The 15,591-nt window shown below is 46.0% G+C and carries 11 protein-coding genes and 2 pseudogenes; 9 read left to right on the top strand and 4 right to left on the bottom strand.

Annotation, left to right across the window (positions count from 1 at the left end):
- A pseudogene (locus tag RIB93_RS17740) lies at window positions 1–683 on the bottom strand (IS1634 family transposase); the annotation flags it as partial.
- A gap of 158 nt (window positions 684–841) precedes the next feature.
- Window positions 842–2,392 carry an nSTAND1 domain-containing NTPase gene (locus tag RIB93_RS17735; RefSeq protein WP_446374088.1) on the bottom strand — a complete coding sequence of 517 codons (1,551 nt, stop codon included), beginning with the start codon at window positions 2,390–2,392 and terminating at the stop codon, window positions 842–844.
- A 154-nt stretch (window positions 2,393–2,546) separates the two neighbouring features.
- Between RIB93_RS17735 and RIB93_RS17730 the strand changes: the two genes are divergently transcribed.
- Complete coding sequence (locus tag RIB93_RS17730; protein ID WP_446374086.1) at window positions 2,547–2,696, top strand: hypothetical protein; 150 nt, start codon at window positions 2,547–2,549, stop codon at window positions 2,694–2,696.
- A 210-nt stretch (window positions 2,697–2,906) separates the two neighbouring features.
- Here the strand turns inward: RIB93_RS17730 and RIB93_RS17725 are convergent, their stop codons facing one another.
- A complete protein-coding gene (locus tag RIB93_RS17725; protein ID WP_446374084.1) occupies window positions 2,907–8,198 on the bottom strand; it encodes a PAS domain S-box protein in 5,292 nt (1,763 codons plus the stop codon).
- 544 nt (window positions 8,199–8,742) lie between these two features.
- Here RIB93_RS17725 and RIB93_RS17720 point away from each other — a divergent pair.
- Window positions 8,743–8,991: a hypothetical protein gene (locus RIB93_RS17720; RefSeq protein WP_446374082.1), complete on the top strand. Its 249-nt coding sequence runs from the start codon at window positions 8,743–8,745 to the stop codon at window positions 8,989–8,991.
- A gap of 122 nt (window positions 8,992–9,113) precedes the next feature.
- On the opposite strand, the gene RIB93_RS17715 is transcribed toward RIB93_RS17720, so the two are convergent.
- The gene (locus tag RIB93_RS17715) at window positions 9,114–9,833 is read right to left on the bottom strand and encodes a DUF4388 domain-containing protein (protein ID WP_446374080.1); all 720 of its coding nucleotides are present in this window, start codon (window positions 9,831–9,833) and stop codon (window positions 9,114–9,116) included.
- A gap of 126 nt (window positions 9,834–9,959) precedes the next feature.
- On the opposite strand from RIB93_RS17715, the gene trpB reads away from it, so the two are divergent.
- The 7 genes and pseudogenes from trpB to RIB93_RS17680 all read left to right on the top strand — a co-directional run.
- Window positions 9,960–11,219 carry a tryptophan synthase subunit beta gene (gene trpB / locus RIB93_RS17710; RefSeq protein ID WP_446374078.1) on the top strand — a complete coding sequence of 420 codons (1,260 nt, stop codon included), beginning with the start codon at window positions 9,960–9,962 and terminating at the stop codon, window positions 11,217–11,219.
- Between the two features lie 27 nt (window positions 11,220–11,246).
- Complete coding sequence (locus RIB93_RS17705; RefSeq protein ID WP_446374076.1) at window positions 11,247–11,762, top strand: CAP domain-containing protein; 516 nt, start codon at window positions 11,247–11,249, stop codon at window positions 11,760–11,762.
- A gap of 44 nt (window positions 11,763–11,806) precedes the next feature.
- Window positions 11,807–12,457, top strand: coding sequence for a ribonuclease H-like domain-containing protein (locus RIB93_RS17700; protein WP_446374074.1), 651 nt, complete (start codon window positions 11,807–11,809; stop codon window positions 12,455–12,457).
- 548 nt (window positions 12,458–13,005) lie between these two features.
- The gene (def, locus tag RIB93_RS17695; protein WP_446374072.1) at window positions 13,006–13,572 is read left to right on the top strand and encodes a peptide deformylase; all 567 of its coding nucleotides are present in this window, start codon (window positions 13,006–13,008) and stop codon (window positions 13,570–13,572) included.
- A gap of 102 nt (window positions 13,573–13,674) precedes the next feature.
- Complete coding sequence (locus tag RIB93_RS17690; protein ID WP_446374070.1) at window positions 13,675–13,869, top strand: hypothetical protein; 195 nt, start codon at window positions 13,675–13,677, stop codon at window positions 13,867–13,869.
- A 101-nt stretch (window positions 13,870–13,970) separates the two neighbouring features.
- Window positions 13,971–15,314: a PrsW family glutamic-type intramembrane protease gene (locus RIB93_RS17685; protein ID WP_446374068.1), complete on the top strand. Its 1,344-nt coding sequence runs from the start codon at window positions 13,971–13,973 to the stop codon at window positions 15,312–15,314.
- A 73-nt stretch (window positions 15,315–15,387) separates the two neighbouring features.
- Window positions 15,388–15,591: pseudogene (locus RIB93_RS17680) on the top strand (IS607 family transposase); the annotation flags it as partial.

Raw genomic sequence — 15,591 nt, 5'->3', positions numbered from 1 at the left:
TGGGCGATTGGTCAATTTACCCACTTGATTTTTTATCCCAACTTTAGCTCTTTGTAAATTCTTCCTGATTTCTCTTTGCCCTAAGTTGTAGACCAAGAGACACAACGTCATAACCAAGAGCATCGTTTCTACTCTTTGGGGTTTTTCGACGAATAGACTATCGGCAAAAAATACAGGGTCTTTCAAAAATCTAAATCCTCTTTCACAAGATTGTTGATTTTTGTAATGTAAAAGGATTTCGGCTGAATTCAGAACTTCTTGTTCGAGAACGTTCGTCGCTAGGATAAATCTTCCTGCTTGTTTTTCTCTCTTCGTAATTTCTTGCTCCTGTCTTTCTGGTTTGACTTTAATTTTATAAACGGTTTGACCCGACTTAATTGTATCCTTGGTTATCTGGACTTGAGCTAATTTAAATAGTTTCAGTTTTCGGTTTATTTTCGTATTATCCATTGTAACCCTCTCATTATCTGAATATTTTCTTGAGTATATAAACTACTGTCACCTACCACTATACTTGACCAATATACCTGCTTCTTAAACGAACTTAACAAGTGACCTAACACAGCTTTATCTGATTCATTTCCATCCCCGACTCTCATGAGCAAAGGTATGTCTCCGTCACTTGTTGTGACTAAGCTTAAAACACATTGCTTTAAGTCCGGGCGATGGTCACGGGAATATCCTTGGGTAATAATTATCGGTCTTTCTCTAATTAAACCTTCTTCTGGATAGGTTAATCTCTCTTTTAAATAGTCACAGGTAACTGACTAATTATCTCAAGGTATCAACCCTCAGTAAAGTGAGTATTTATGCTTATTCTTCTCAGAGACTTTTCTGTAGTCTATCGTAATACACCTTGAAGTGCGGAGTGTGGGAAATCGGCTATTTTATCCCGTAAATGACGCTGGCGCAGAATTTCTACCCCCGCCTTTGTCGCCACACCTGTCACTGTTTCGATATGCACTAATTCTGAATCCGGTTCTGCATTGTCATAACGCGGATCAGTGAAATCAGCCGGGATGTCTCGACTGGTTATAATGGTTTGGCATTGATGCTGTTGATAGACTAAAGCGTTGAGGAATTGACCCCACTCTGGGGACATGGCTTGTCTGGCTTGGGGATGGTTGGCGGGATGTAAGATAGTTTCCAGGTTATCCAGTAGGAATAAACAGGGTTGTTGGGCGAATCCCTGAATAATTTTGGCAATCTTTTCTTCGGTACGCTGTAACCCTTCCCTTGTCTCAATCCCGAATCCATCCCGTAACAGAAATTCGGTGATGTCATCAAAACTGGTTCCTGGTTGTACCTGAAAATATATCACCAAGGGATAGGGACAATTGGTGGCTGGAGTGCGGCTAGATAATTCAATTCCTAACGCTTCCAGCAGTTTCACGGCTAAACTGGTTTTGCCGATTCCCCCTTGTCCGATTAATGCTAATACTTTTAAGGGAGTATTCGGTTGGCGGAGTTTGGCGGTTAATCGGGTGAGAAGTTCATCGCGCCCTTGCCAAACGGGGATTGTGGGGAATCCTTGATTGGTAATTAGTCGAGTTTGTGGGGTGGTGAGGGCGGGTTTTGTTGGGGCGTTGGCGGTTGATGGTGTTGAGGTAGCGTCTAAACCCGCCCCTACATTATTTGGGGTTGGCGGGTTGAGGGTGTTTTTTGGGTTGGTTGCGGTGGTGAGGGCGGGTTTTGTTGGGGCGTTAGCGGTTGATGGTGTTGAGGTAGCGTCTAAACCCGCCCCGACATTATCTGGGGTTGGCGGGTTGAGGGTGTTTTTTGGGTTGGTTGCGGTGGTGAGGGCGGGTTTTGTTGAGGCGTTGGCGGTTGATGGTGTTGAGGTAGCGTCTAAACCCGCCCCGACATTATCTGGGGTTGGCGGGTTGAGGGTGTTTTTTGGGTTGGTTGCGGTGGTGAGGGCGGGTTTTGTTGGGGGGTTAGGGGTTGATGGTGTTGAGGTAGCGTCTAAACCCGCCCCTACATTATCTGGGGTTGGCGGGTTGAGGGTGTTTTTTGGGTTGGTTGCGGTGGTGAGGGCGGGTTTTGTTGAGGCGTTGGCGGTTGATGGTGTTGAGGTAGCGTCTAAACCCGCCCCTACAGCAGATGGGTTAGGTGGGGAATCGGGATTGACATTTGGCGCGTTTTGGGTTTCGGGATTTTCCCCAAAATCGGCAACCTCTCGCCAATCATAGCCGAGTTTATTACAGAATTCCTCAAAGTTTAAGTGGTCAACGGGTTTACCGTTGAGAAAGTTCCATGCGGTGTTTTTCGATACGCCGACGGCTTCGGCTAAGTCAATCTGACGCGGGAAGCCATTGCGCCTGAGTGCTTTTTTCAGCTTGGGGATATAGTCGGGATGAACCCTTGTACCTCTGGACATGCGCGATCGCACAATCTTTTTCTCAGTATACCAATAGCAATAATCCTGCCTGGGACTAACTTGGGACTAACTTGGGAAAAAGTGGTTAACAAATGGGTTGGGATTGGGATTAAACCTGGGATTCGGGGGTGTTTGATGGAAGAGTAAAGCATTCAACCCGATTGTGATGAATAGGAAGCATTCTGAACTTTTGCTAACAACCTTGGAAGTGAGTACATTTGTCGTGACTCTGTACACCTATTCGGCTTTTGTAGGAATTGCGGCGGCGGGTTTAGCGATTTATTGTTTACTTCAGCAAGCGCGGGAGGAGGGGTAGTATTGTGTTCGTTCGTAGTAGGGGAACCTTAGCATTAGATTTTGTTGGGTTTCCTTACGTCAACCTAACCGACAATGCTTAATCTCAATCAAAGTCCCCCTTTTGAAGGGGGATTTAGGGGGATCAAAAGTTAAATGGTGCGTTACTTCGCTAACGCTACGGTTTGATGGTGTAGGGTGGAACATTTCATGATTCATCGTTTATATAAGCTTATCCATTAAGTAAGGCATTGATAATCGTTGCTAGTTTCTTCAAGTTCACAGGTTTAGTCATATAATAGGATACACCTGCGGCTAAACATTTTTCGCGATCGCCTGACATCGCCAATGCAGTTATGGCAATAATTGGAATGGTGGCGGTGCGGGGGTTGGCGCGAATCTGTTGGGTGGCGCTTAACCCATCAAGTTCTGGCATCTGAATGTCCATTAAAATCAAATCAGGCTTGCGCCGTTGGCTGAGTTGGACGGCTTCTTTGCCATCTTTTGCCATAATCATTTCATAGCCGATTCCCTGTAAGTAATCAGATAGGGTTTGGGTGTTGGCTTCGTTGTCTTCAGCCAATAAAATTAAGGGAGTTGTTCTCGGCAAATTTGTATCTTCAATGTCTGATACACTACACCCCAATGTCGCCTTTTCTGCGGGGTAACTGATGGAATGATTCGCTGGATGAGAACGCCAAGGTAGTCTCACGGTAAAGCAACTCCCTTTTCCGAGTTCACTTTCGACTGTTACCCATCCCCCGTGTAATTCCACAATCCGCCGGACTAATGCTAATCCTAACCCGGTTCCCTGATGTCGCCGGGATAAACTACTATCAATTTGGACGAAGGATTGAAAGAGTTTCTCCCGATGTTCTTTAGCAATTCCAATTCCCGTATCATTAACACTGATATAAAGCATCTCATTTGGGGAAGTAGAGACGTAGCATGCTACGTCTCTACATTCCATATCTTTGTAAATTTCTACCGTAACCTGTCCCCCTTCTGGGGTAAATTTCACCGCATTACTTAATAAATTAATTAAGACTTGCTGTAAGCGTCGTTCATCCCCCAGAATCGTTCCTAATCCTTCTGCAATATTCCCCGTCAGGGTAATGTTTTTATCTAAGGCTAGAGGTTTAATCAACGTCAAACTCGCATCACACAGTTGGCTAATACTAACGGGTGTCAGGTTTAACTCCAACTTCCCGGATTCAATCTTGGCTAAATCGAGAATATCGTTAATTAACTCCAGTAAATGTCTACCACTTTTTTCAATCGTGGCGAGAGACTTGCGCTGCTTTTCGGTAATCTCGCCATAGACTTCTTCTTGTAAGCTTTCCGATAAGCCTAGAATCGCATTCAGCGGCGTTCGCAATTCATGACTCATATTTGCCAGAAACTCGTCTTTTAACCGGGTGGCGTGGGCGAGTTCCGCATTGGTTGTGGCTAAGATATCATTATTGTGGCGCAATTGCTCGTATAATTGAGACTGTTTAATCGCGATCGCGAGTTGGGTGGCTAACGACACCAGTAACTCAATCTCCCAGGTTTGCCATTCTCGCGGATGGGAACATTGATGGACGATTAGTAATCCCCAGAGGATATCCTGCTGCACAATCGGGACAACCAGTTTTGCCCGGATTGCGTACTCCCGCATGAAGTCTACCATACAAGGTAGAACCTCTTCGCGATCGCGATCGGCTAAAGCATACACTTGTCCCTGAACATAATTCTGATAACAGCTTTGGGGAAAGGCTTCCGCTGGAAAGATAATATTCAATAACTGGGGAAATCCTGAGGCTACCCCTTCCGCAATCGCCCGTCCCCGATTATCCTCAAAAAGCTGATACACTAATACTCGGTCAGCCATGAGTAATTGTTGGACTTCTTCAACCGTTGTTGTCAGAATTGTCTCCAAGTCTAGGGATTGGCGAATGCGTCGAGACATCGCACTGATTAATCGTTCTCGTTCAACTTGTTGGCGTAGAGTTTCCTCTACCTGTTTGCGCGATGTAATATCTGAGGCTGTACCGAGAATCTGTTTCGCTTTCCCCTCAGATGTGCGCGTAAAAATCGTATCCCAACTATATAACCAACGCCATTGACCATTCGCATGGCGCATCCGATACTCACATTCAATAATATCCCCATCTTTCGCGGTATCAAAGTGTTGATGCTGGCGTGAAATTTGGGCTAAATCATCGGGATGCATTAGTGATTCAAACAGATTGGATTGCATCTGCTGAATCTCCTCTGGACTATAACCCAGCACTTGAGCCACGGAACGGTTAATATAGATATTACGTTGTTCGACGATATCATAAATATATAGCACATTCGGATTCGTATCCGCAATTCGTTGGATAAATCGCTGACTCTCTTGCAGCGCCAATTCTGGTTTTTTGCGATCGCTAATATCCCGAAAATAGACCGATAACCCTTCTTCTGAGGGATAGACTCGCACTTCATACCAGGTATTGTTCGGTGTATACAACTCCTCAAACGCCATCGGTTTTTGGTCTCGCGCCGCTTGGCGATAGATGGTTTCAAATTGGGTGCCGATGGCGTCCGGAAATTCATCCCAGATACATCGACCAATCATATCGGCTACGGGACGATTAATTAAGGGTGATAAGAGGGAGTTGAAGTGGGTAAACCGCCAATCCTGATCCAGGGCAAAAAAGCCTTCAGTAATACTTTCTAATATATTATTAATCTTGCGATGGGAATCTTGCAAGGCTAATTCCGTTTGCTGGCGTTCCTTAATTTCTTGGTGCAGTTGTTCCACCGTCTGTTCTAACGCCGTTGTCCGTTCTTGTACCCGCTTTTCTAGGGCTTCATTTAGGTGTTTCAGCGATTCTTCAGCCTGTTTGCGATCGCTAATATCTCGATAGGCGCTTAAAAATAAGATTTCGTTGTCTTGGTGAATGATTGAGTGGGAGACAAGCAGAGTTTTCTGGACGCCGTTTTTATCGCAAAATGTTGTTTCAAAGGTGCGGAGTTTGCGCTTCTTGCTGGAATTCTTTTGCCATTGCTTCATCTGCTGATAGAGAACCGGATCAGGATAAAGTTTCGCCATGAAATTATCACAACGGTTTGCCTCTTGCCTGGTATAGCCCGTAATTTGCTGCATTTGATGGTTAAAGATACGGAATTTTCCCTGACCATTACTCAAGGTAATTCCTTCGCCCACGGTATCAATCACCGTAGACAATTGTCCCGCCATGGATTGAATCGCTTGTTCGCCTTTTTTGCGTTCGGTAATATCTGTAACCGTGGTTACCCGCAAGCGCTGTTCCCCTTGCTCCATAATCGGTCCAGTGGTAACCTGAATATGAATAAATTTACCATCATGACGTCGCATCTGCCATTCACCGGAATGATGGGGGTCAAAGAATTCAGTTAAGGATTGTCCTAATAAGTAATCACGGGGATAAGCAAATAGTTGACAAAAGGCGGGATTCACCCGTACCAGTCGCCATTGTTCATCGGTAATACATAAGCCTACCGGGGCAGATTCATAGAATAACTCTAATAGTTTTTCACTGGTTTGGGCTTGTTCCTGCGCCTGCACTCGATGGGATATATCTAGCCACGCGCCAATAATTTCTTGGGGAATGCCTTGGTCATTGCGAATCAGTTTCCAATCATCTTGTAGCCAAATATACTGCCCATTTTTCTGTTTAAACCGATATTCTTGAATCGAATAGCCTTGTTGAAATAGTTGGGCAAATCCGGTAAGTACGGTGGGTAAGTCTTGAGGATGAATGTGATTTAACCAAAAATCGGGTTGATTCAGGATTTCGGCGGGGGTATAGCCAATCAGGGCGGTAATATTATCACTAATAAATGTGGTTTGATAAGGAGGAATAAACTGGCGACTATAAATAGCTGTGGGACTCGCCGAGAGTAAATAATGCAGTCGTTCTTGAGTCGCCTTTGCCAACTGTTCTGCCTTTTGCCGTTCCGCCAGTTCTGTTTGTAGTTGGACAAACGCATTCGCTTGTTGAATCGCGATTGCGATTTGCACACTGAGTTGTTCTAATAAGTCTAATTCCTGGGATTCCCATTGACGGGGGGCGGCACAATGATGGGCAACTAATAAGCCCCAAAGTTGTTCGTTGATAATAATGGGGACGGTGAGAATGGCTTTAACGTGAAACTTTTCAAGTAATTCTAAATGGCAAGGAGTTAAGCCTTGATGATAAATATTATGCGCCACCTGACGTCGCCCATTCAGATAGTCAGCCCCCTTAGTTTCTTGGAAGTAACCATCGCGAACTTGTGAGCCAATAACTGGGGGAAAATCACCCACCGATTCCGCCACAATCTCCCCACTCCAATCTGACGCGAACTGATAAACCAAGACGCGATCGCAATGAAGGAGTTGGCGCACTTCCTTAACCGTGGCTTGGAAGATATCCGGGAGTTTCAGGAAGCAGCGAATCCGTTGGGCGATGGAGCGTAAAATATGTTCCCGTTCTGCCTGTTTTTGTAATTGGTGGGTACGGGATTGGACTAATTCTTCCAGTTGAGTGTTGCGACTTTCGAGTAAGTCAATCTTTTCTGCTTCTAACTGACCGATAACTTGCTGGAGTTGGTCAATTACGCCATACATTTCCATCGGATCAAGCACTTGCAGCAACCGCGTTTGGGTGACAATTCCCAACAATCCCCCCCCCTCACCCGTTACCACTAATCGCCGCACATAACGACGCTGCATTTCCTGATGGGCGTACCAAAGATTATCCGTGGAACGCAGGCAAAATAGGGGTTTACTCATCACATCCTTTGCCTTCAATCCACTCAGATTGACACCCAATACCTGAAACTGAACAATATCCCGTTCGGTGACAATTCCCACGGGTTTTTGTTGATAGTTTCCGGGAAACTCTTGACAGATAACCACACAACTAACCCGATGTCGTGCCATTAACTGCGCCAGTTTCAGAACCGAAGTATCGCCTGTTGTTTGAATCACCGTCTTATTCATCACCTCATCCACAGTTCGTAGCTTCAGCAGATGGGAGGGTTCAATAAGTGAACGTAGGGTGGAAAGCGTAATGACACCCAGTAATTGTTCCTGATCATCCACCACAGGCAGATGACGAATCTGGTATTGTTTAAGAATACTCAGGACACTGAAAACATCTCGAAACTCGCTCGATTTGAGACGATACTCCGGGGGACTCATCACCTGACGAATAGTCACCCCCGCCAAATTGCGCCCCTGTGCAGTTAAGCGCACCACATCCCGTTCAGTAAAGATACCCACAAGTTGGGTTCCCTGGGTAACTAAGACACAGCTAGTGGAAGGAGACAGTAAAGGATTCTCCGGGGATTCTGGCGTCTTTTCTCCCTCCTGGGAACAGAAACATCCCTGTACCTGACTCATTTGCGCCAAAACCTCAACCACAGGGGTATCCGGCGTCACAGTAACCGGAGTGCGATCGAGGATATCGTCAAGCTGGGGAGAGTGGAAGCACCAAGATTGATGGGGGAGATGAGGAGCGGATGCCATAGGGATGCTAAACTAATAGGCTAGCGATAAGGAATTAAGTCATAAAGGTTGAATGGGGGGTCGCTTGACATTCTCCCCGCCTTCAACGAAGTAAGGCGGGGAGAATGTCAAAGTGCCAGACTTAGCATTGCGCCCCTGATTGAGCCTGTGTAGACAGTATGAATACTCAACTCACCCCCTCGGAACTAAATTCCTATCAAACAATATTACCCAATGATGATCCAGCCCAGGACGCGATCGCGAAAATTCCGCAATTTCACGGATTCTAACTCCTCGAGTCAGGAACTATGCTTAAAAAGCAAGGACAAGGAAGCAAACTCTCAGTTGTAGATGCAGTTCCCTGGTAGCTATCTCTCGCTACCAGGATTTTTCTTTCGATTGCTTAACGTTTGAGACACCTTGATTCCGTGAAATCGCGTAATTCTCTTATTTTTGGAAATTAGGCTGACTCAAAAATCCGTATGAAGACTGAGGCGATTGTTAATTGTGATCAGTCAAAATAAAAATTACTGAGAATTCAAAGTTTGTCTACCCCTCTAGACTTATGCCTGAAGATACCTACCAACAATTACTCCAAGCGGCTACCGCCAGATATTACGCTTTATTATATCAAAGCTATAGTCAACTTAGTTTGGATGACAAAATATTTATCGAGAATTTCCGCTATTACAAACAAATGTCTTTGAATCAGGTGGTTCAAGCGTTAGACGAGCAACTGAGGCAGAACCACGGTAAGGATTATTTGAGTACCCGTGAAGATACTACATTATTTAATGTGAGTATCGATCGATAAACTCTTCCTTGACCCAGGGTTGGGAGAAAGGGCGACCCAAGTAAACGGAATTATTGTCAAGTCCGTTTAAACGGACTTGAGCTATGAGCCTTGAAATCGATTTCAAGGCTGTATGAGTTCCATTAAATTAAAGCTCTTGCTGCTGAAAATTTGGATTTGGGAATGTCATAAGGGCGATAGTATATATCAACAATTTTAGCTAAATCCGCTAAGGTATAATTCATGTCAAATAACGATAATTTCAGACAATGAAAAAAGGCAATATCCATCGTCAATCCCAATTGCTGACAAAAGTTTTCTGAGAGTCTACTTCCATTACGTTTATGCCGCAGATGCCGAGCGACAAACAGTTGTCTTAAAACAATGAGTTTTTGGAACACAACCTCGATAATCCGGGCGGGCGACTGCAACCCCGTCATCTCTCGTGTTGGACTCGGCGTATTCTGTTCAAATCTAAAGTGAGCGTCTTTGAGTTGAAAAATTAAACACAGTTGCTGTACGACTTGGACTTGGAACAAATGTTCTAGTTGTTCAACTCGCAACGCTCCTTGCTGTTTCAGATACAATCCCAGAGGTTGATCTTCTGGACACAACTGAGCCAGTTTCGTGACAACACGGTTACTCACCCACTCGTATTGCTGAATCAGTGAGAGTAAACCTTGATCATTCAACTGGTTGGCGGCAGTGATAACATTGCCATTCTCTACCCAAATATAATAAGACGACGCATCTGTTGACTCCGATCGCGATCGCAGCATCAGTACGCCGCTTTTATTTCCCTGATCGATAAATCGAAAAATTTCCGACAGAGAAAAATCCGAAAGAAACCCTGTAATGGACATGGCTGGTGAATTGAACCCCTACAACTATTGTCTCGATTAACGGTTAAACTCAATCGCGATCGCCAAATTCGGTCAGATCACGATTTATAATGAGTGGGTGTTGTTGTTGTATGGCGATCTGGCTCTGTGACCCAAACTCCCCTTCCTAATTCCCGCTCCTCTACCGATGTGGTAAACGAACAACCGGATGCCTTAGGGCGTTTTGGCAAATTTGGCGGCAAGTATGTGCCGGAAACCCTAATGCCAGCGCTGTTCGAGTTAGAGCAGTCGTTTAAACAGTACCGCAACCACCCCGATTTTCAGCAGGAATTACAACAGTTATTACGCGATTATGTCGGGCGTCCTAGTCCTCTATATTTTGCTGAGCGTTTAACCGCCCACTATGCCAGACCTGATGGCGGTGGAGCGCAAATTTATTTGAAACGGGAAGACTTAAATCATACCGGCGCTCACAAGATCAATAATGCCTTAGCCCAGGTCTTATTAGCCAAGCGGATGGGCAAAAAGCGGATTATAGCAGAAACCGGGGCAGGTCAACATGGTGTGGCAACAGCAACGGTTTGTGCGCGGTTCGGCTTGGAATGCATTATCTATATGGGTGTTCAGGATATGGAGCGCCAAGCCCTGAACGTGTTTCGGATGCGGCTCATGGGTGCGAAAGTTCAACCCGTTGCGGCGGGAACGGGTACGCTCAAAGATGCCACCTCGGAAGCGATTCGCGACTGGGTAACGAATGTGGAAACCACCCATTACATCCTCGGTTCAGTCGCCGGTCCCCATCCCTATCCCTTGCTCGTGCGTGACTTTCAGGCAATTATTGGTCAAGAAACCCGCACGCAATGTCAAGAGAAATGGGGTGGCTTACCGGATATCTTGTTAGCTTGTGTCGGTGGCGGTTCCAATGCAATGGGACTCTTCCATGAATTTGTTAACGAATCCAACGTGCGGTTAATTGGTGTTGAAGCGGCTGGGGAAGGTGTTACGTCTACCAAGCACGCCGCTACTCTAACCTTAGGGCGTCCCGGTGTACTGCATGGGGCAATGAGCTATTTACTCCAAGATACCGACGGTCAAGTGGTGGAAGCCCATTCTGTTAGCGCGGGACTAGATTATCCGGGTGTTGGACCCGAACACAGTTACTTGAAAGATAGTGGTCGAGCAGAATACTATAGCGTCAGCGACCAAGACGCGATCGCAGCGTTTCGCCAGTTATCGGAACTCGAAGGGATTATTCCCGCCCTAGAAACCGCCCACGCGATCGCATATCTAGAAACCCTCTGTCCTCAACTTCAGGGTAGTCCGAAAATTGTGATCAATTGTTCAGGTCGCGGTGATAAAGATGTACAAACCGTTGGTAAGTTGATTCAGTTAGACTCCCAGGATTAAACAGTGCGGTCAACGTCTCTTTTGGTCATGAGTGGATTCCTGCTGCTAAAGTTAGGACTCAGTAGCTGTGATTCGGTGTTGAGTTTCAAGACAACTCCGGTGAGTCAATCAGAATCTCCGGCAACTGTGTCTCAACAGCCAAATGACGGTGATTTTACGAATTGGGAAGGGTTGGTGCATCAACAGATTAATCAATATCGCCAGTCCCAAAACCTGCCCCCATTAACCTTAGACGCGAGCATTAGCAAGGAAGCCAGACGCCACAGTCAGGCAATGGCAACCGGGCGTGTCCCGTTGGGTCATGGGGGATTTGAACAACGAGTCCGGGCGATCGCGCAATCTATCTCCTATCGCCAAGCGGCGGAAAATGTCGCCTATAATCAAGGCTATTCTGACCCGGCGACACAAGCGGTGCAAGGTTGGCTCAAAAGCCCAGGACATCGAAAAAATATTGAAGGGGATTTTGATGTCACCGGGATTGGCGTGAGCAAAAATGCCAAGGGAGACTATTACTTTACCCAGATTTTCATCAAGCGGCAGTAGTTTGTCCTATGTTCATTATTGATAATTCCTAATTCAGATATCTGATGACTCATCCACCCATCGAGAAAGACGTGGCAGAATTTCAAGTGTGCGATCGCGACCTTCCCGACGCCCTGCTGAAGACCTATCTAAACGCCGAAGCGATTGCCGTTGATACGGAAACCATGGGGCTAATCTATCAGCGCGATCGCTTGTGTCTAGTGCAACTGTGTGACCCCCAAGACCGAGTTACGGTGATCCGCATTGATAAAAAACAAACTGAAGCCCCTAACCTGAAGCAGTTGCTGGAAGCCCAAACCGTATTAAAAGTCTTTCACTTTGCCCGTTTCGATCTCGCCATCTTACGCCAAAATCTGGACATCTGCGTCCAACCTGTATTTTGTACAAAAATTGCCAGTAAACTTGCCCGTACCTATACCAACCGCCATGGGCTGAAGGATTTAGTCATGGATCTCGAACAGGTGGAACTGGATAAAAGTTCCCAGAGTTCAGATTGGGGAAATCCCAATAACCTGTCGGATGAACAACTTCGCTATGCAGCGAATGATGTCCGTTATTTGCTGTCTGTGCGGCAGAAACTGATTACTATGTTGCAACGAGAAGAGCGCTGGCAACTTGCCCAAGAGTGCTTTGAGGCGTTATCCGTGATGGTGTCTTTGGATTTGCTCCTCTATCGAGATATCTTTGAACATTAAGACACCCTATCGTGACATATTCCCACACCAACTGAGTACAGTATGGTGCAGGCTTCCAAGACAATCCGGCTATCGCTTAGGAGACTCTTGGCTTTACTGACGACACGGGATGCCCCTCCGCGCCGGAACAATACAAAGTTTTGTTCATCTTTTGTTCTGCTGGAATTTTACCCGTCCACAGATGCGACTACATTTAGCCTTGTTACTGGACGGAACCTCATATAAGGAAACGTACCAAAGGTTCGTCTCGCCATTCTTTTTTCCAGCCTAGACTTACAGTCTACTCCAGGTTACGCTCAGTACGGGGCGTGAATTCTCCTCTATGGGATGAAGCGATATCGGCTGTTGACAATCCGAATGGGGAGCTTGGAGAGGTCGGTGAAAATCCGACAGGAAGTCGTTATACCGCGTGACGGCGTATCATGCTCCCGTTTTGCATAGATATTTTTTAGCGGTGGATGAACCGAATTCCACCCAGAGTGATAACTGCTAGGATAAAAAAAAGGAAGTGTCAATAAGATTGCTGGATTTAGAAGTTTCCCATGCCCATGACTGCTCAAGTTATTGTCGAAAAGAAAAAACTAGACAACCCGCCGCTAGATATTCACTATCTGGGCGATCGCGTTCTGCGTCAACCAGCGAAGCGGGTGGCTAAAGTAGACCAAAGCATCCGACAGTTAGCTCATCAGATGCTGCAAACCATGTATAGCGCAGATGGTATCGGCTTGGCAGCACCACAGGTTGGGGTCAATAAACAAATCATCGTCATCGACTGTGAACCGGATAACCCAGAAAATCCCCCCTTAATTCTGATTAACCCCGCGATTAAGCGTTTTGGTCAGAGTATATGTGATGCTCAAGAAGGGTGTTTAAGTGTTCCTGGCGTCTATCTAGATGTCAAACGCCCGGTAGAGGTGGAAGTTGCCTACAAAGATGAGAATGGACGTCCGAAACGATTAAAGGCGGATGGTTTACTATCTCGCGCCATTCAACATGAAATGGATCACCTGACTGGGGTTATGTTTGTGGATCGGGTGGAAAATGGATTGGTTTTGGCAGAAGAACTGCAAAAGTATGGCTTTTCTACCCAAGCTGTCAAACCGTTTAATTCTTAGAAAATCTCAGCATAACTGTGCTAATGCCTTGTCCATGGAGCAATCCATGGACATTTTACCAACTGGCTCGGTTGTTTTGTATTTATCGTTAGGTTTAATTGAATGACACCAAAAAGTGGTTTATTTTTGATGGGGTCTTGTATTACTGCAATTGCGGCTGTGGGTTCAATTTTTGAACTCTCTTCAGGAACACCCCAGTTAGGTATATCAGTCACGGAAATTATCCTCGCGGGTAGTATTCCCTTGAGTGGCTTCTTGTTCTATGCGGCTGTTCGTGATGCGAGGGCAAATCAGTAGAACTATGTCTCCCTGGGGTTTTGCATCCGTTTTCTGTTGTCCGCTATCCGTTAGGCGTCACTAGGTTCATACTGGTCTAAGGATAGCTAACCACTTGCCCTATGACTGGTCAACATTGCCGTGGATTTTTACGACCTCTTGCTGGCAGAGGTACAGCTAGACATTTATCGCCCTATCCTTTGTCTGAGGATGAGGAGACGGTGATTGGTCGTGATCCAAGCTGCCAAATTGCCTTAAACCCGAATCAGTATTTAATTGTATCGCGGCGTCATGCTACGATTCGTCCCTGTTCACCCTGGAAGCAGGGTTGGGAAATTTGTGATCTCAATAGTATTAATGGGACGTATGTTAATGGGTATCCGTTACGGGGATGCTGTCAATTACATGCGGGCGATCGCATTGAATTGGGTCAAGATGGTCCTCAGTTTATTTTTGAGTGCCAGTTCAGTTCATCTTCGTCCCCAGTCTTACCCGTTTCTTCGGCTTCATCGCTGACATCTGTCAGTGTAATCGGACATAAAACTCCGGATACGGTTACCTTTAGTCAACTGTTTCCCCTGGCTTCAACGGGACAAGATTTAACCCAAAAGGCATTTCTGAGACCCGCCATTCTCACGGTGGTGTTTGTGGTGTTAATGTTTATGGCGGTCGGTCAGGCAATGGTGTTTAATCTACTCTTGGCAACCTATTTAACCGGTGCGGCTTCTTATTTTGTCTACCAACTCTGTGGTAAACCCAAGCCGTGGTGGGTGTTATTGGGATCTGCGATCGCGACGGCTTTAATTTTAACCAGTCCGTTGTTACCTCTATCCATTATCGTTTTTCGCGACATCTTACCGGGAAGTTTACCCCAAGAAGGGGAACTGATCAGTTTTACGTCTCTGCTGATCCGCATGTTTTTCGGGGCGGGTTTGATGGAGGAATTACTCAAAGCCCTGCCGATTATTGGGGCGTATTTCTTGGGTAAACTGCTACGTTCGCCGTGGCGAGAACAGATTGGCGTCTGGGAACCTCTGGATGGGATTCTGTTGGGTACGGCATCAGGGGTGGGTTTTACCCTGTTGGAAACCCTAGGGCAGTATGTTCCTGATATTATCGATAACGTCACCTTTCAAGCGGGTCAAGGATCGGCTCAACTGATGGGATTGCAATTACTCATCCCCCGTCTACTGGGTTCGGTCGCTGGACATATTGCCTATAGTGGCTATTTTGGCTATTTTATCGGCTTAAGTGTCCTCAAACCGCGAAAAGCTTGGCAAATTCTAGCAACGGGTTATCTGTGTGCCGCAACTCTCCATGCCTTGTGGAATGCTAGTGGGTTTGTCAGTAGCTTATTGTTAGCGGTGGTGGGAATTTTGTCTTATACCTGTTTAGCTGCTGCCATTCTCAAAGCCAGGGCAATCTCGCCGACGCGATCGCAAAATTTCGCCACCCGTTTATTTTAGGGTTAACTAACAGTCCGTAAATATCTAGACAATTAGTGACATAACTGGACATTTTCTATGATATAATTAGGCAATGTCTAGTTTAACCCCCCAAGAAGCAGCTACTCTACTAGGTGTGACGGTCAAAACTTTGCACCGATGGGAACTCAACGGCAAAATACGAGCTTCTCGGACGGCTGGTGGTCATCGTCGATACGATATTGCTGACTTAATTGGTAATAAATCGGGTAACGCATTAACCGTTGGCGTAGCTGCGAGTATCTAGTCATGACCAAAA

It is taken from the genome of Coleofasciculus sp. D1-CHI-01, assembly GCF_040218875.1.
In the GTDB taxonomy this organism is placed as follows: domain Bacteria; phylum Cyanobacteriota; class Cyanobacteriia; order Cyanobacteriales; family Coleofasciculaceae; genus Coleofasciculus.
The sequence above is the reverse complement of the archived record's forward strand: the minus strand, read 5'-3'. Positions and strand labels throughout refer to the sequence as shown.

What these genes read in the sequence shown, in the direction of transcription:
- RIB93_RS17705 (WP_446374076.1), top strand. Translation starts at nt 11,247, where the DNA reads ATGAGTGGATTCCTGCTGCTAAAGTTAGGACTCAGTAGCTGTGATTCG.
- RIB93_RS17690 (WP_446374070.1), top strand. Translation starts at nt 13,675, where the DNA reads ATGACACCAAAAAGTGGTTTATTTTTGATGGGGTCTTGTATTACTGCA.
- RIB93_RS17715 (WP_446374080.1), bottom strand. Translation starts at nt 9,833, where the DNA reads ATGTCCATTACAGGGTTTCTTTCGGATTTTTCTCTGTCGGAAATTTTT.
- RIB93_RS17700 (WP_446374074.1), top strand. Translation starts at nt 11,807, where the DNA reads ATGACTCATCCACCCATCGAGAAAGACGTGGCAGAATTTCAAGTGTGC.
- RIB93_RS17730 (WP_446374086.1), top strand. Translation starts at nt 2,547, where the DNA reads ATGAATAGGAAGCATTCTGAACTTTTGCTAACAACCTTGGAAGTGAGT.
- def (WP_446374072.1), top strand. Translation starts at nt 13,006, where the DNA reads ATGACTGCTCAAGTTATTGTCGAAAAGAAAAAACTAGACAACCCGCCG.
- RIB93_RS17725 (WP_446374084.1), bottom strand. Translation starts at nt 8,198, where the DNA reads ATGGCATCCGCTCCTCATCTCCCCCATCAATCTTGGTGCTTCCACTCT.
- RIB93_RS17720 (WP_446374082.1), top strand. Translation starts at nt 8,743, where the DNA reads ATGCCTGAAGATACCTACCAACAATTACTCCAAGCGGCTACCGCCAGA.
- RIB93_RS17685 (WP_446374068.1), top strand. Translation starts at nt 13,971, where the DNA reads ATGACTGGTCAACATTGCCGTGGATTTTTACGACCTCTTGCTGGCAGA.